This is a genomic window from Acinetobacter haemolyticus, from assembly GCF_900406815.1.
In the GTDB taxonomy this organism is placed as follows: Bacteria; Pseudomonadota; Gammaproteobacteria; order Pseudomonadales; family Moraxellaceae; genus Acinetobacter; species Acinetobacter haemolyticus_A.
The window spans coordinates 41,608-57,665 of record NZ_OVCN01000018.1; the positions used below are offsets into that span (position 1 = coordinate 41,608).

12 protein-coding genes are annotated in these 16,058 nt (G+C 39.9%); 6 read left to right on the top strand and 6 right to left on the bottom strand.

Features of this window, described 5'->3' with window-relative positions; genetic code table 11:
• Positions 1–3 precede the first annotated feature (3 nt).
• The gene (yihA, locus tag DK207_RS12915; protein ID WP_004641084.1) at positions 4–780 is read left to right on the top strand and encodes a ribosome biogenesis GTP-binding protein YihA/YsxC; all 777 of its coding nucleotides are present in this window, start codon (positions 4–6) and stop codon (positions 778–780) included.
• 129 nt (positions 781–909) lie between these two features.
• Complete coding sequence (locus DK207_RS12920; protein ID WP_004641087.1) at positions 910–1,854, top strand: metal-dependent hydrolase; 945 nt, start codon at positions 910–912, stop codon at positions 1,852–1,854.
• 74 nt (positions 1,855–1,928) lie between these two features.
• Here DK207_RS12920 and DK207_RS12925 read toward each other — a convergent pair whose 3' ends face one another.
• The 3 genes from DK207_RS12925 to DK207_RS12935 all read right to left on the bottom strand — a co-directional run bounded on the left by DK207_RS12925 (position 1,929) and on the right by DK207_RS12935 (position 6,655).
• The gene (locus tag DK207_RS12925; protein WP_109441519.1) at positions 1,929–4,061 is read right to left on the bottom strand and encodes a TonB-dependent receptor family protein; all 2,133 of its coding nucleotides are present in this window, start codon (positions 4,059–4,061) and stop codon (positions 1,929–1,931) included.
• Positions 4,062–4,412: 351 nt separating this feature from the next.
• On the bottom strand, positions 4,413–5,654 hold the full coding sequence (locus DK207_RS12930) for a dicarboxylate/amino acid:cation symporter (protein ID WP_075314678.1): 1,242 nt from the start codon (positions 5,652–5,654) through the stop codon (positions 4,413–4,415).
• Between the two features lie 128 nt (positions 5,655–5,782).
• Positions 5,783–6,655 carry an acyl-CoA thioesterase gene (locus tag DK207_RS12935; protein WP_005088334.1) on the bottom strand — a complete coding sequence of 291 codons (873 nt, stop codon included), beginning with the start codon at positions 6,653–6,655 and terminating at the stop codon, positions 5,783–5,785.
• A gap of 358 nt (positions 6,656–7,013) precedes the next feature.
• Between DK207_RS12935 and plsB the strand changes: the two genes are divergently transcribed.
• Positions 7,014–9,566 carry a glycerol-3-phosphate 1-O-acyltransferase PlsB gene (plsB, locus tag DK207_RS12940; RefSeq protein ID WP_075314676.1) on the top strand — a complete coding sequence of 851 codons (2,553 nt, stop codon included), beginning with the start codon at positions 7,014–7,016 and terminating at the stop codon, positions 9,564–9,566.
• Positions 9,567–9,615: 49 nt separating this feature from the next.
• Here plsB and DK207_RS12945 read toward each other — a convergent pair whose 3' ends face one another.
• Entirely contained in the window at positions 9,616–10,596 is a 981-nt protein-coding gene (locus DK207_RS12945) for a putative solute-binding protein (protein ID WP_109441540.1), read from the bottom strand.
• Positions 10,597–10,739: 143 nt separating this feature from the next.
• Positions 10,740–11,567, bottom strand: a complete 828-nt coding sequence (locus DK207_RS12950; protein ID WP_100833176.1) for an NAD-dependent epimerase/dehydratase family protein — start codon at positions 11,565–11,567, stop codon at positions 10,740–10,742.
• 18 nt (positions 11,568–11,585) lie between these two features.
• Between DK207_RS12950 and recG the strand changes: the two genes are divergently transcribed.
• Positions 11,586–13,631, top strand: coding sequence for an ATP-dependent DNA helicase RecG (gene recG, locus DK207_RS12955; protein ID WP_109441520.1), 2,046 nt, complete (start codon positions 11,586–11,588; stop codon positions 13,629–13,631).
• Positions 13,624–14,283 carry a ComF family protein gene (locus tag DK207_RS12960; protein WP_109441521.1) on the top strand — a complete coding sequence of 220 codons (660 nt, stop codon included), beginning with the start codon at positions 13,624–13,626 and terminating at the stop codon, positions 14,281–14,283. The genes recG and DK207_RS12960 overlap by 8 nt, the downstream gene beginning before the upstream one ends.
• Here the strand turns inward: DK207_RS12960 and DK207_RS12965 are convergent.
• Complete coding sequence (locus DK207_RS12965) at positions 14,252–14,659, bottom strand: NUDIX hydrolase (protein ID WP_171293687.1); 408 nt, start codon at positions 14,657–14,659, stop codon at positions 14,252–14,254. The two genes, DK207_RS12960 and DK207_RS12965, sit on opposite strands and share 32 nt — an antisense overlap.
• A gap of 347 nt (positions 14,660–15,006) precedes the next feature.
• Between DK207_RS12965 and DK207_RS12970 the strand changes: the two genes are divergently transcribed.
• A complete protein-coding gene (locus DK207_RS12970) occupies positions 15,007–16,023 on the top strand; it encodes a CorA family divalent cation transporter (RefSeq protein WP_109441522.1) in 1,017 nt (338 codons plus the stop codon).
• The last annotated feature ends 35 nt before the right edge of the window (positions 16,024–16,058 follow it).

Below are 16,058 nucleotides of genomic sequence, written 5' to 3' on the forward strand. Positions count from 1 at the left end.
TCTATGCGTCAGCGTCAACAATCAAAAGACACCAAAGCCAAACTCGCACCCAAACAAAAAATCAGTTATGAAAAAAAGACTGATCCTGCATTGACTGAATATGCGGTACAGTCTTTGAATTGGCTACGTCAAGCTGAGTTTTTAATGAGTGCGCCAAAACTGGCTTTGTGCGTAGAAGATACGGGATATGAAATTGCATTCGCAGGACGCTCAAATGCAGGTAAATCTAGCGCGATCAACGCACTGACCAATAAAAAGCAATTAGCACGCGCCTCTAAAAAACCGGGTCGTACACAAATGATCAACTTTTTTAGTTTAGGCAACCCAGATCAACGCCTTGTGGATTTACCGGGTTATGGTTATGCGGCCGTGCCTGAATCGATGAAAATTGTGTGGCAAAAAGAACTCGAAAACTATTTAATCCATCGCAAAAGCCTACAAGGTCTAGTCTTATTGATGGATATTCGCCATCCTCTACAGCACTTTGATTTGATGATGCTGGAATGGGCTCACTCTCGCCATTTATTTGTGCATATTCTTTTAACCAAAGCGGACAAACTGAATCGTGGTCCAGCCAATAAAACCCTACTTGATGTAAAACAACAATTGAAGAAAATGAAATTAGATTTCTCGATTCAACTGTTTTCATCTCTGAATCGTATTGGTTTAGAAGAGCTCGCCAGTGTTATGGCAGGACGCTTAAATTACACCCTCGATCAACCCACTGAATTTGACCTTGATCAGATTCCTGAAGCCTCAGAAACAGACGCTGAAGAGTAAATTGCGCTTTTCATGCAACTTGATGCATAAAATAATTTTTAATTGTCCTGTATTGCTAAACACAAACACTAGGGAGTTTTCATATACTGCTTAGTGTTGGTTCATTGCACTATCGATTAGGACTAAACGATGAAATTACTATCATTTGTGAAGAACAAAGTTCTTGGTTCTTCGATTGACTATAAAATTCTCCCACGCAAAGTAAAATTTGACTGGGAAAAAACACCAGTAGACTGGATTCCAAACCAACCTTTTGCAAGTTATTTTATTAATGAAATTAATAACATATTACCTGCTGGTGAATTTTGGTTTTGCCGATTGTACAACAAAGTACTCCCGCAAATTACCGATGAAAAATTAAAGCAAGATGTCCAAGCTTTTATTCGTCAAGAAGCGATGCACGCTGTGGCACACACTTCTGCAAACAAGGAATATCTAAGCCAGCGCAATATAGATATTCAACGTAACTTAGATATTATGGACTTCCTTTTCACTAAAGCGCTTGCAGACAAGCCTTTTGATAAAGAAGTGCCACAGTTTCTAGAGCATCAATGGGATTTATTCCGTTTAGGTGTCATTGCAACTGTCGAACATATGACTTGTGTACTGGGTAAATATGCACTTTACAATAAACGTTGGGAAGAATTAGGCGCAGACCCTGAGATGATCGATCTCATCAAATGGCATGGCTCTGAAGAGATCGAACACCGTACTGTTGCATTTGATCTTTATCGCCATTTAGGCGGTGGCTATATTGCTCGTTATTATCTCAGTGTTGCGGTGATTATCGGCGTACTAGGTTTATGGGTAGATGGCGCAGCGCATATCATGAGCCAAGATCCTCGCTTTGCGGATAAAAAACCAAGTTTATTTAAACCTTGGATCTGGATTGAATGGTATAAACAAGGCCGCAAAGATGACCAAATCCTCCCAAATCCAATTTGGCTCGTTGCACAACAAATTGATTACCTCATGCCGTGGTATGATCCTGTCAAAGAAGGAAATACCCAAGATGCGGTCAACTATTTAAACAGCTCACCTGCTGCAAAGCGCGCTTTACAACAAGCAGCTTAAAACAAATTATTGTTTCCTTATACAAAAAACCCCTCATCCTAGGATGAGGGGTTTTTCACAATCAGCAAATACAATTAGAAACGATAGCGAACACCAGCTTCAAACGAACGTTCAGGACCTACGTAGATACCTTGGCGTAAGCTCGCAATATAGCGCTTATCTTCTAAATTCTTTACTGCACCATAGAACTCAACTTGATCATTCAAAGTATAACGAGAGGTTAAATCAACAGTCGTATAACCATTGATTTTACCCGTAAAGAAACCTGACGTGTTTTCTGTAATTGGCTTAGTATTCAAATCATCAGTAAATTGAGAGCCCGTGTAATTTGCACTCAGTTGTGTACGCAAACCAGCATAAGTATAACCAAAACCAAGATTTGCAATCCATTCTGGTGTGTATGGTACACGATCACCATCTTTTGATTTAAGCGTGCCATTTTTATTAAAACGGTCACCTTTAAACTTAGCATCTGCAACCCAAGTCACATTAGCAAACATATCAAAACCGTTTTCTAACTCAACATTAATCGCACCCTCAAGACCTTGGTTAAAAGTCTTACCACCATTAGTTGTTTGGAAATCAGAATTACTGTTCGCAGGGATGATTTGATTGTCAAAATCCATTCGGAAGGCAGTCAACTCATATTTAAAGATATCTTGCTGCCCTCTTAAACCGAACTCCCAACTAACTGCAGTTTCTGCATCCAGTTTTTGATCTTTCATACCACTGAGGGAATCGCCATTCAAAGCAGGAGAAAATGCTTTGTATACACTACCATAGAGCTGTACTGCAGGAACTAATTGGAAAGTAAGTCCCAGACCAGGCATCACTTCAGTATTTGAAGTTTTGACTGTTTCATTCTTTTTCTTATCTAAACGCTCTTGTTCATAACGTTCAATACGCAAACCAGGTGTTACTGATAGTTGATCCGTTATATCCAAACGATTCTGTGCATATAATGCAACACTTTTTGCTGAATCTTTAGTGTCTTTACTAACACTACCTGTACGTGGCATTGCGCGTGTTGCATCAATAGTAATGTCATCCATTTTTTCATTCATCAAGCGTAGACCAACTTCAGCCTCACTTGGAATATTAAATAGCGCATGTTTTGCCACCAAGCGAGTTTCAGCACCAATACGTTCAAAAGCACGGTTATTGCCACGCAAATCCCAATTATCTTGACCACCTTTTTCATTACCACGTGTTCCTGGTCCATTACGGTAATTCCATCGCCCATCATCAGTAATTGGGTTAATTTTATCAACCTCATAACGCCAGTAGTCACGGTTCATTTCACTCCAATACACTAGAGTCTGAAGTTCTGTATCCGCATTGATATTCCAACGGTGGTTAATATCGAATGAATTACGTTCTGTCAAATACCAGTCATCTGGTGCTGGGTTATTCTTTTTCTTAGCATCATATTCACCCAAGAACTGTCCACGATATGAAATATTGGCATCATTCTCATAATGAGTAAATTTAACACCTAACCATTGGTTATCACCAATCGCCGTGCCTGCTTTGATCACAGCGTCTTTCATTTCATAGCCTTTGTCCATGAAACCATCACTTTTCGCCCAACTTAAAATTGCGCCAAAATTGCTGTCTTTATTTGGAGAACTACCACCGAGCTCAACCGTTGTTTTATAGGTTTCCCAAGATCCAATCGATACATCCACCAAAGCACCATCTTTTGGTTGCTTGGTACGATAGTTAATTACACCACCGATATTCGATGGTCCATAACGTAATGCCGAAGAACCTTTTAGTACTTCAATACTATCCATGCGCTGTACACGTGGATTGTAATAACGGCCATTTCCAACAAACAAACCCGGTGCAACAGGTACACCATCTTCTAAAATTAAGGTTTTATAATCAGCTGAACTAATACCGCGCATACCAATATTTGCGACAACAGCCGATTCTTCCTCAGGTTTCACATATACGCCAGAAACACGCTTTAAGATATCTTCTGTCGATGTTGGAACAAACTGCTGAATCTGCTCTTGATCCACAATCACAGCCGCGCCAGGAATTTTTGAGACTGCATCATCTTGTGAGCCGATTACCTGAATAGTTGGTAGTACTACAGTTTTTCGATCTTGCTCAGTTGCAGCATGCAACATAGGCGCGAAACCACCAAACAATAAGCCACTCATCACGATTGGATTTTTTAGAAAAGAACGGTTTTTCATAGCTTCCCCCGAAGCAGCAAAATATGGATTATCTCTTCCAACCCCTTACTTCAATCAACGGCTAAAAAAGACACCAAACGAAAACTGACAAATGATAGTGCAAACAAGAATGATTATCCATAAAATATTAAGAATTTCGAAATAAATTACTTTATTTTCATAACTTTAATTTTAATAAACCTATTTTATTAAATTAATATTCACACACTTTATTGTTTTAAATCTGCCTATTAGAAAATTTAATCATTATTTTTTAATTCACTTTTCAACCATTTCACATAAATGTATCTACTATATTGATGTGCCAATTTTTTAGTTAAGAAATAAAACTGATGCAAATTTTGCATCAGCTTACCCTTGATCTGTTGTGGACTCCGATGCGTGTCGATCCACAACAACACTAATCATCATATCCCCCTGAACATTGACCACAGTACGTACCGTATCTAATAAACGATCAATTGGTAATAATATGGCAATCGCTTCCGCAGGTAAGCCAACAGACTGAAGCACCATAATCATGGTGACCATCCCCGCGCTCGGAATTCCTGGCGCACCTAAAGATGCAATGATTGCCACTAAACACACAATAATTTGTTGTGTAATGGATAACTCCAATCCCATTAAATTTGCAATAAATAAAGCTGCAGCTGCCTCATAGAGTGCAGTTCCATCCATATTCAGCTGCGTCCCCAAAGGGATTACAAAGCCTGCAGTTTGTGGCCGAACACCTAGATTTTCTTGCGCGCATTTTAGGCTTAATGGCATCGTCGCCGAACTAGAACTCGTGGCAAAAGCAGTTACTAAAGCCGTTCTGGCCCCACGAAAGAATGTGATCGGATCCATGCGTCCAAAAATCCATAGCAAAAGTGGTAGTACCACAAGACCATGAAAAATCGTCGTCCCTGTCACCACCGCAGCAAACTCAGCTAAGCGGCTCAAGACAGAAAGATCCTCTGTCACGATCAGTTTCGCCAACAGAGCAAAAATACCAATCGGAGCAAGTTTCATCACCCACCCAACCAGCATCATCATTATTTCAAAAAACTGCTGAAAACTATTCCGTACCAGTGCGAAACGTTCTCCCCCTTGTACCAAGGCCACACCTAAAAATAAGGCAAATACTACAACAGCCAATACATTCCCTTCACTAAATGCTTTGAATGGATTGATTAAGGTGTTTTGGACAAAATTGCTTAGAAAACTCGAAGGAGTCAAAGTATCAGGGCTTTGATGACTCTGCATATCCGCTTGAAAAAGCTGAATATCAACACCTTTACCCACATCAAAGAGATGAGCACATCCTATACCTAAAATGAGCGCTAGTGTGGTCGTTGTAATGGAACATAATGCCGCGATCTTCCAAACACGACCAAATTGTCCACCTGCTTGTAGATTAGATACGCCCACAACAATTGAACTAAAAATCAATGGAATCAATAACATTTTCAAAAGACCAATGAAAATGCTGCTTAAAATTCCTAAGCCATAAAGACTATGCTCTACAAATGCTGTTTCAGGGAAGGCGTTTAACAGGAAGCCAAACACTACGCCTAAAATGGCTGCAAATAAGATCTGGGTATTTAAATTCATTATCGGTATGAAAGCATTTTAACTTTTCAGTACTATCGCATGCTCAAACATAACAATCGAGCAATTTTTTGTCACATTTGCATCTTAAAAAAAGCCATCATAATAATGGCTTTAATCTAATTTAATCGTTACTGCGTTTCAATTTCTCTGAGCCGAATCAAACCTTCTTGAACCGTGCTACAAACCAGCTGACCATTTTGCCACATACGACCAAAATTCAGTCCACGTGAACTTGCACTCACGGTTGCTTCCATTTCGTAGAGCATCCATTCATCTGCACGCAAAGGACGATGAAAATAAATCGTGTGGTCAATACTTGCACACTGAAGATTTGGAGAAATCCAAGATAAACCATGTGGACGTAATGCTGTGGTCATTAACGTAAAATCAGAATAAAATGCGACAATCGCCTGATGTAACGATATCTCATCAAGATTTTTTGCAATATCACCATGTGTACGAATGTAATGCGCATAAAATGGCGCTTCAGGCTGTGGCTGAAAAGGATTGACAGGCTGAACTGGACGAATCTCAACATGACGTTCACGCATGAAACTTGCTCGAACATTCTCTGGCACGAAGTTGAGCATACTTTCTTTTAATTCATTTTCAGATTTTAAATTTTCTGGTGCAGGATATTCAGGCTCTTTGTGTTGGTAATTCAATCCTTCTTCTGGATTGGCAAAAGATACCATTGCCGAAAAGATAATACGTCCATGCTGAATAGCACGCACTTGACGACTGGCAAAACTTTTTCCATCTCGAAGAGAATCAACTTCATAAATAATCGGTGCGTCTACATCTCCACCATAGAGAAAATATGCATGAAGCGAATGCGCTGGACGATTGGTCGTATAGGATGCTGCTCTTAATGCTTGCCCCAAGACCTGTCCACCAAACACACGTTTGCCAACCAAATTACGACTATTACCCCGAAAGATATTGGCTTCCAGCCTTTCTAGCGTCAAAAGCTCGACGAGTTCTTGCGTTAACGCATTCATTTAATCACCTTTTTAACAACAATTAGGGAGAGATAATTCAAGCAAAAGCAAGGTCCTAGTGAGAATAAGGACTAGCACGAAACAAGAACAATTATATTAATCGAGATTTATCGATTAATACAGTTAGCACTCAATATAAATGTTTTTCTCAGTATAACTTTATATTTATAACCGCTAAAAATACGTTTTTTAACGATAAAATCTACCAAATACGCTATATTTTGTCAGAAAACAACATACCGTTTTATGTAAGAATACCGCAGAATGTCGTGTTCATGTTTGTGTATTGGACATGGCCTTGTGCTGTTTAGATTGCAGCGCTATGCATTTGCTTAGGGTTATCATTTAGGAGTTTGTAATGTCCAAGACTGGATTTGGTCAAATGTATCGCCAACTTTCGAGTAAGTTACTTGACCTTGTGGTTACACCACATATTCTTGGTGAAGTTCCTGTAGAGTCCACCACAGAACAAAGCACAAACGATGCAAAAAAAGTCGTGTGTTATGTATTACAAAACCACTCTCATAGTAATGCACTGGTGGTTGATGGTGAAACCCGTCGTCTACAACTCAAACCCGCTTTGGATCCTTTGAGTTTTGGCGATTATCAAGAAAAAAATTCTGTTCTTTTTTTACATCAAAATGACAATATTCTTTTTAATACACAAACCTTCCCACCTCGTCTTTTACAACTCATTGAAGCACTCGAAAAAAATCCAGAAATCGAAGTACAACTCATCCCTGTTACTGTGCTATGGGGACGCTCCCCTGATAAAGAAGACTCTTGGTTTAAGCTTTTATTTTCAGACACTTGGGCAACCCCAAGCACTGTAAAACAATTGGTAAATATAGGCTTACATGGTCGCCAATCGTATTTAGAGTTCCATGAACCACAATCCTTACGAGAATTGGTTGAGTACGCCAAAACCAATCATCCAAATGTTTCGCCAGCTACTTATATTGCAAGCTCACTGGATAGCTACCTCGACCAACAGCGTGAAGTGGTACTTGGCCCAGATTTATCAGATCGTCGTAATGTAATGCAGTCTGTAGTGAAAGCACCTGACGTACAAGATGCGATTCGCCGTGAAAGTATTCAACATAAAATTAGTATGCTCGAAGCAGAGCGACGTGCGATTGGTTATGTAAATGAAATTGTATCAGACTATTCAGCCTCGGCAGTTCGCTTTGCTGATATGGCCTTAACACGATTATGGACACAGCTTTACGATGGTGTAGACGTACATAACTTTAGTACTGTTCGTGAACTTGCCAAAGATTACGAAATTATTTATACCCCATGTCATCGCAGCCATATTGACTATTTATTACTGTCCTACGTGATTTTTAAACGTGGTCTGATGATTCCTTATATTGCAGCCGGTGATAACCTCAATTTACCTTTTGTTGGTCAGCTATTACGTGGTGGTGGTGCTTTCTTTATTCGCCGTTCATTCCGCGGAAACGCGCTCTACACCTCTGTGTTTAAAGAATATTTATACAACATCTTATCTCGCAACACCCCGATCGAGTACTTTATTGAAGGTGGACGTTCACGTACAGGTCGCTTATTACCACCAAAAACAGGCATGTTGGCAATGACCGTACACGGACATTTACGTGGTCGCGCCAAACCGATTGCCTTTGTTCCGACCTATATTGGTTATGAACGTTTAATGGAAGGTTCAACCTATGTTGGTGAAATGCAAGGTAAACCTAAAGAAGCTGAATCCATTTTTGGTATTCTCAAGTCATTGCGAAAAATTGAACGTATCTTTGGTAAAGTACATGTGAACTTCGGTGAGCCTGTATTCTTAGATGATGTATTAAAACAGCACAATGCTGACAAGATTCAAATTGAAAAGAATGATGCACCAGCACCAATTGAAATTTCTCGCGTTGTCTCTGATTCAGCAAACCGTATCTTAGAAAACATTAACCGCGCAGTAGTGATCAACCCTGTATCGCTATTGTCTTTAATTTTATTAGCGACACCAAAACATACTTTAGATGAAGAAATTTGCGCAAAGCAACTAGATATCTACCGTGACCTTGCCGCTAAACAGCCTTATGATCAACGTACCCAAGTGACGTCGTTATCAGGTAAAGAGATTATCGAATACGGTTTAAAACTTAAACTCATCAAACGCGTTCAACATGTCTTAGGCGATATTATTGCGATCGAAGACAATCAAGCCGTATTACTAACGTATTTCCGCAATAACATTTTACATGCCTTTGTCCTACCTTCATTGGTTGCATCTTTGGTTGAACATAATGGCAAGATTCACAAAACAGATTTAAGTAATGTCATTCGCACCTTATATCCATTCTTAAAAGCTGAATTGTTTATGAAATGGCAGTCATCTGAGTTACAACAACAGATCGGTGCCTATATCGATGCCTTGTCAGAAATCGGGTTAATTTTCCAAGATCATGATGGCAATCTATTCAGCCCAACACCAAATAGCGAAGAGCATCAAAAACTTCTCACTTTGGCGATGCCAGTAAAACAAAGTTTAGAGCGTTATTACATGACCCTTGCGCTCATTACACAACGTGGCTCTGGCAATATCTCGACCAAACAAGTTGAAGAACTGAGTCATTTATTGGGTCAACGACTCTCTGTACTTTATGAGTTCAACTCACCTGAATTCTTCGATAAATCATTGTTCCAAAGTTTTATCAAGGTACTGACTCAGCAAAACTATATTCGCAACAATGAACAAGGCTTCATTGAATACGATGATAACTTTAGTGAAATGGCGGCAGGTGCTCAACTGGTACTGGATGAGACTACTTTGCAAATGCTGCAACATATCACCACATTTAGTGATGAAGAGCTTGCCGCTGCTTTAGAAGCGATGGCATCACAACAAGCAAAACGACGTTTAAAACGTAAAAAAGCATAGGTGCAGTAAAAATAAAACGGCAACTTTGAGTTGCCGTTTTTATTCATCCCTACTTTCTACATTCTATATATTTGGGGTCATCCAGACATCGTAATCGCCGAATCAGTTCAACCAAATAAGCATCATAATATCCCGATGCAACATAGCGATTGCGAATTCTGGTGACTAATGCATCATAGCCCTGCTTTTCGTAACTCGAAATATCTGCCCAATAATAGGCAGGCAAATGGTTTTCCCACTGCATCGCTTGTGCAGCCAATACATGGCTATTTTTTGCAAACCATGCGCGAATCGTATGACCAAATCCTGTAGGGTAAGCTTGTGGTCTGATTACAATATTGACTGCGAAATATGCAATAGGAAAATTGACCACTTGAGTCGATTCTCCAAATTCTTGTTTCAGGTTATACGGCAAAATACCATAGGCTGGCGAAGCTAAAATATCCATTTTCTTTTGTTTAAATAAATCAATCGCATTTGAGAAGTCCACATACGTAGGTTTTGCCCCAACACTTTGCGCTAGTGCCAACTGCGGAGGGTTATCTACCAAAATGCCGATACTCTTATTCCTAAGCTGTGAAACTTTATTAATCCTTTGGGTATTCATAATCATATAAACCGTACCCACAGGAATCATTCCAACCGCTTCATACTCAGCTTCTCGCATGCGCTTTTCAACATTCGGATTGGTAAATAACTGTAAAAATACACGTGCGGTTCGATTATTGGGAATTAAACCAATGGCGGCAGTACTACCCATAAATCGATTATAACGATAGGTATTAAAATTTGAGGCAACCAAACCTGAACATTCTTTTTGATCAAATGCTTTAATCGCCTCTTGTTCATTTTTAAACGTTTTAAATTTCAACTGTACTTGGCTTTGCATTGCATGCACATGTACATCTTGCAAACGACGGCTTATATCACCTTGAGTACTTAAAGGATCAAATACACACCATGTCTGCTCTCCAGCCCAACTGATTGTTGCCATCAGACCAAGTAACATCGAACACATTATTTTTTTCATCATTGACCTTCAATGCCTCGCTGCAAACCCTGTGCACAATTCAGGCAGTTCCTTTACGGAATCTATTGGTATTTAAAATCCAAAATCCATACCAAGTATTATGGGCGCTTAAATATCAAAAACACCTTAATATTGTTTTTAGTTTAATCTAATTTTTCAGCATTACTATGTGCCGATAAGGCTGCTGCGTAGTCATTAAAGCAAATCAAATGGTCAAATTTAAAACCTGTCTGCATTAATCTGGTTGCATAAATTCGTTTGCCTGTTTGCTGCTCAGTGAGAAGTTTTAAAAGAGGTAAATCTAACTGCTGTTGAAACCACTGCAAAATTTCATGCATTGGCAATGGCTGATTATTAGACACAATATAACTGGCTTCTACATGGGGCAGATCGACCAACAATGCTAAAAATTTCGCTAAATCATCGATATGAATACGATTGCTAAAATGCAGGTTTGGATAGCTTAAAGTCTGCTCAGCCAAACGCTTCAATCGTGCAATCGAGATGCCATAGATCCCCGTCGGTCTAACAATAATACTCTGCAGTGGATAATAGGACTGCCAAAGTAATTCCATCTTCCGTAATAAGTGTCCTTGCTCATCAACTGGTTGGATTTCAGAATCATCATCAACTCGCTCCCCTGCATTCTGACCATAGACACGTGTTGAAGATACAATCACGATACGTTTTACAGGATGCGAGGCTAGCGCTTGTACAATCGGTTTAATGCTATCCACATAAGTGTGTTGGTACGCATCTATACCACTTTGAGACGGGGCTAAGATCACATAAACCACATCAATCGGTGCTAGGTCAGTCACATCCAAGCAATGAACATCTTGAGTATAATGCGTCGCGTAACAATCTGTTTTCGGTGTACGACTAATTGTGCTAATGTGGTGACCACGCTCAAATAAGTGTTTAGCAACACGCTGAGATGTTTTACCATAACCAATAAATAAAATATGCATATATATCCTTGATCAAGAATGACTTCAGTCCAGCAGTTACAAGGCGTTGGTGCTGCCGCAGCGACCTTATTAGAAAAGCTTCATATTTTTAGCACGGATGATTTGTTGTTTCATCTACCGCGTGACTATGAGGATCGTAGCACTATTATTCCGATGAATCAGCTCATGGTCGGACGTAGTTACCTGCTAGAAGGCGAAGTTCGTTCTATCGACTTTCCACCTGGAAAAAAGAAATCTCTTGCAGCATTGCTACAAGATGATTTTGGCAAAGTCACTTTGCGTTTCTATCATATCTACAAAGGCTTAACTGATCGTATTCAAGTAGGAAATCGATTACGCATATTTGGTGAAGTTAGAGTAGGTGCACGGGGGCTTGAACTTTATCATCCTGAGATACAAGTGATTCTACAGCACACACCTTTGCCTAAAACACAACTGACAGCGATCTATCCGAGCACTGAAGGGCTCACGCAGCCCAAATTACGCGAATATGTGCGGCAGGCTTTGGCACATCATAGTGATGATTTAGCAGAGCTATTACCCAGTAAATACAGCAATGGTTATGAATTAAAACAAGCGCTGCATTATATCCATGAGCCACCGATTGATGCCAATATGGTTCAACTCAATCAAGGTTCTCATCCCGCACAACAACGTTTGATTTTTGAAGAATTGGTTGCGCATCAGATTAGCCTATTAACCCGTCGTGCCTATATTCGCCAAATTGCAGCCCCCCAATTTACCAGCAGTAAAGTTTTAGCCAAACAGCTCTTAGAAGCGTTGCCGTTTCAGATGACCAATGCCCAAAAGCGCGTATCCAAAGAAATCTTGCAAGATCTAAAACAACAGCAACCCATGTTACGGTTGGTTCAAGGTGATGTTGGTGCAGGTAAAACACTTGTGGCAGCTATCGCAGCGTGTCATGCACTTGAAGCAGAGTGGCAAGTCGCACTCATGGCACCGACTGAAATTTTAGCAGAACAACATTATTTGAATTTTAAACGCTGGTTTGAACCCTTAGGCATCGATGTCGCATGGTTGTCTGGTAAACAAAAAGGCAAAGCTCGAACCCAAGCAGAACAGCACATTAGAGAAGGCCATTCGCAACTGATCGTCGGTACACATGCTTTATTCCAAGACAATGTTGCATTTTCTAAGCTTGGTTTGGTGATTATTGATGAACAACATCGTTTTGGTGTTGACCAACGCCTTGCCTTACGCAATAAAGGTGCGGATCAATTTACACCACACCAACTCGTCATGACGGCGACACCCATTCCCCGCACCTTAGCTATGAGTGCGTACGGTGATTTAGATACCTCAGTGATTGATGAACTCCCACCAGGACGTACACCCATTCAAACCGTAACCATTCCGCTAGATCGTCGTGAAGAAGTACTACAGCGAATTGCCCAAAATTGTCGTGAAGGTAAACAAGCCTATTGGGTCTGTACCTTGGTTGAACAATCTGAAACACTTGATGCTCAAGCTGCAGAAGCCACCAATCAAGAAATTAAAGAACGTTTCCCTGATCTAAATGTCGGACTTGTACATGGCAAAATGAAAGCCGATGAGAAACAAGCTGTTATGCAAGCCTTTAAAGATAATCAATTACAACTGTTGATTGCCACCACAGTCATTGAAGTAGGAGTGGATGTTCCTAATGCTTCGATTATGGTGATTGAAAATGCAGAACGTTTAGGCCTTTCCCAATTACATCAACTTCGAGGCCGTGTGGGACGAGGCGCGACTGCGAGTTTCTGTGCCCTTCTTTATAAAACACCATTATCGCAAAATGGTCAGGAACGACTCTCCATATTACGAGAAAGTAATGATGGCTTTGTGATTGCAGAAAAAGATCTCGAAATTCGTGGACCTGGTGAATTACTCGGAACCAAACAAACGGGAGACATGGGTTTCCGTGTTGCGCGCTTAGAACGCGATGATCATTTGCTCACACAAGCACATTACGTTGCAGAACAGATTCTGAAAGACTATCCACAACATGCAGATGGTTTATTAAAACGCTGGCTACCTGAAGCACCAAGATATGCCTATGTTTAAGTTACTCAACCATCAAACCCAACGAATTCTGGATCACTTCACTGCTTGTGATTTATGCGAAATAGGAACTAAACAATACTTTGGGGTGTGCAAAAATTGTTGGGAACAGATGCCTTGGCTACAACAAAAAATTGAACGCAATCAGCAACAGGTTTTTGTTGCCTGCCATTATCAGTATCCCATCAACCGCATTATTCAACAATTTAAATATGAGCAGAAGCTACATCACCAGAGATTGCTCAGTGGTATATTACAACAAGTTAAACTTCCTAAAGTTCAAGCCATTGTTCCGATGCCGATTTCTACAGATCGCTTAGTCGAACGTGGCTTTAATCAATCTTTATTATTGGCTCAAGCCTTAGCCCAAACATTAAATATACCCGTCTGGCAGCCTGTGCAACGTTTGGCTCAGCATTCACAAAAAGGCTTATCACGCTTAGAACGTTTGGAAAATATTGAACATCAATTTGTTGCGCATCCACCCAATAAAATCCGTTATCGAACAGTCTTGATCGTAGATGATGTGATTACGACAGGCAGCTCAATTGATGCATTATCCCAGAGATTACACCAATTGGGCTGCCAAAAGATTTATGCTGTTTGTCTAGCTGCTGGTGGGGTTAAACACTCGCCTCTGACAGCTGTTTTTTAGACATCCACGGGATCACCACCTCTTTGGTTAAAGGAGCGAGTAACGTAGACTGATCATCCAAATCTATCCATTTCATTTCTGCAATTTCAGCCGCAATTTGAGGTTGCTGTTTTAACTCAACCGTATAGAGATAACTCACCAATTTATGATCAGGTTCGTTGGCAGCAGCTGTTTCAAATTTTCCAACAAATTGCTGGATCTCACACTCACAACCAATCTCTTCTAAAATTTCACGTTGAATCGTGATTTCAGGGGCTTCATTGGTTTCCAATTTACCCCCTACCTGCATAAACGCTTGTGTATTTTGTTTCCGCACTAACAAGAGTTGATTGTATTGATTGACGATGATTGCTGCCGCAACAGTTATAATTTTCAATGGAATTTCCTCATACTTGAATTTCAGCAACAGCAACTATTAAATCAAAATGATTAGCATCATAAAATAGTGTTTTGGTCTGCTCCACAATTGTCTGCTCGGTTATTGGTACCATTTGTTGATATATCAGGCTATTTCCAAGAGAGGAATCATAGAAAACACAAAATGATTTCATATAATTAAAATCGCTTTATACAAATGTCATGCTGTTAAAGTAAGCTAAGAAAAAAGATTTTTTAGAAAATAACGATTAGGCAAGTGTTTTTCATTGCATCCTTGTCTAAAATACACGCTGACTTTCTGCAAAGTGCAAAAGTCCTAATATTCACTGCGCGAGGAAAAAAGACATGCTTGAAGCCTTTTATGCCACAGAGCGCGGTAGTCTAGAAGACGCAACCATTAATGGTGGTTTTGACCTCTATCCTGAATTGGTTTGGATCGATTTAATCGCACCTTCCCAAGAAGAGCAGCAATGGGTACTTGATGCCTATGAACGAAACTTACCTACCCTAAAATCACTAGAAGATATTTCCTCCTCGGCACGATTTTATCGTGATGATGACGGAATCTTGCATATCAGCACTTACTTTTTAACAAAGAATAAAAACTTTCAATCTGATCGAGAACAAGAAGACTTAGAAAATACATTAGCGGCGACAGTTCATACGGTTGCATTCTTACTTGAAAAAAATCGACTCATTACTTTACGTGGTGAAAAATTAGTTGCCTTTCGTGCCTTTCGTGCGCGTGCTCGACGTAATGATTATGAAATGGATTATAAAGATCCTGTTCTGATTTTATTAGGTTTATTAGAAGCAAAACTGGATGAACTTTCAGATATTCTTGAGGATACCCATCGATACCTTGAGGAATATTCTGCTGAGGTTCTCAATGATCATCATCGTGAACAAATCTTAGACCTTGATGACATGATCACCCGTTTAGCGCATCAAGAAGATATGCTGGGAAAAGCACAACTCTGTCTTACCGACTTACGCCGCGTATTGACTTTCCTATCACGTCCACGTGCATTAGGCAGTCATATATATGATGCGGATATTCGAGAAATGAGTGAAGATGTACGATCCTTACTTGAGCACAATGCATTCCTATTCCAGAAATTAAAATTCTTGCTTGATATCACCACAGGCTTTGCCAACACTGAAATGAATGAAACTTTTAAACGTTTCTCTATTTTACCCAGTATGTTAGCTCCACCCATGTTGATTGCCAGTATCTACGGTATGAATACTGATGTATTACCTTTTGCTCAAGGGGATACAAGCTTCTGGATCGTGATTACTTTTGTGATTACGCTATTGATCGGACCAACACTTTATTTCCGTTGGAAAAAATGGATTTAACATTGTTAACTTTACCAACTTAAATTTTAAAACAG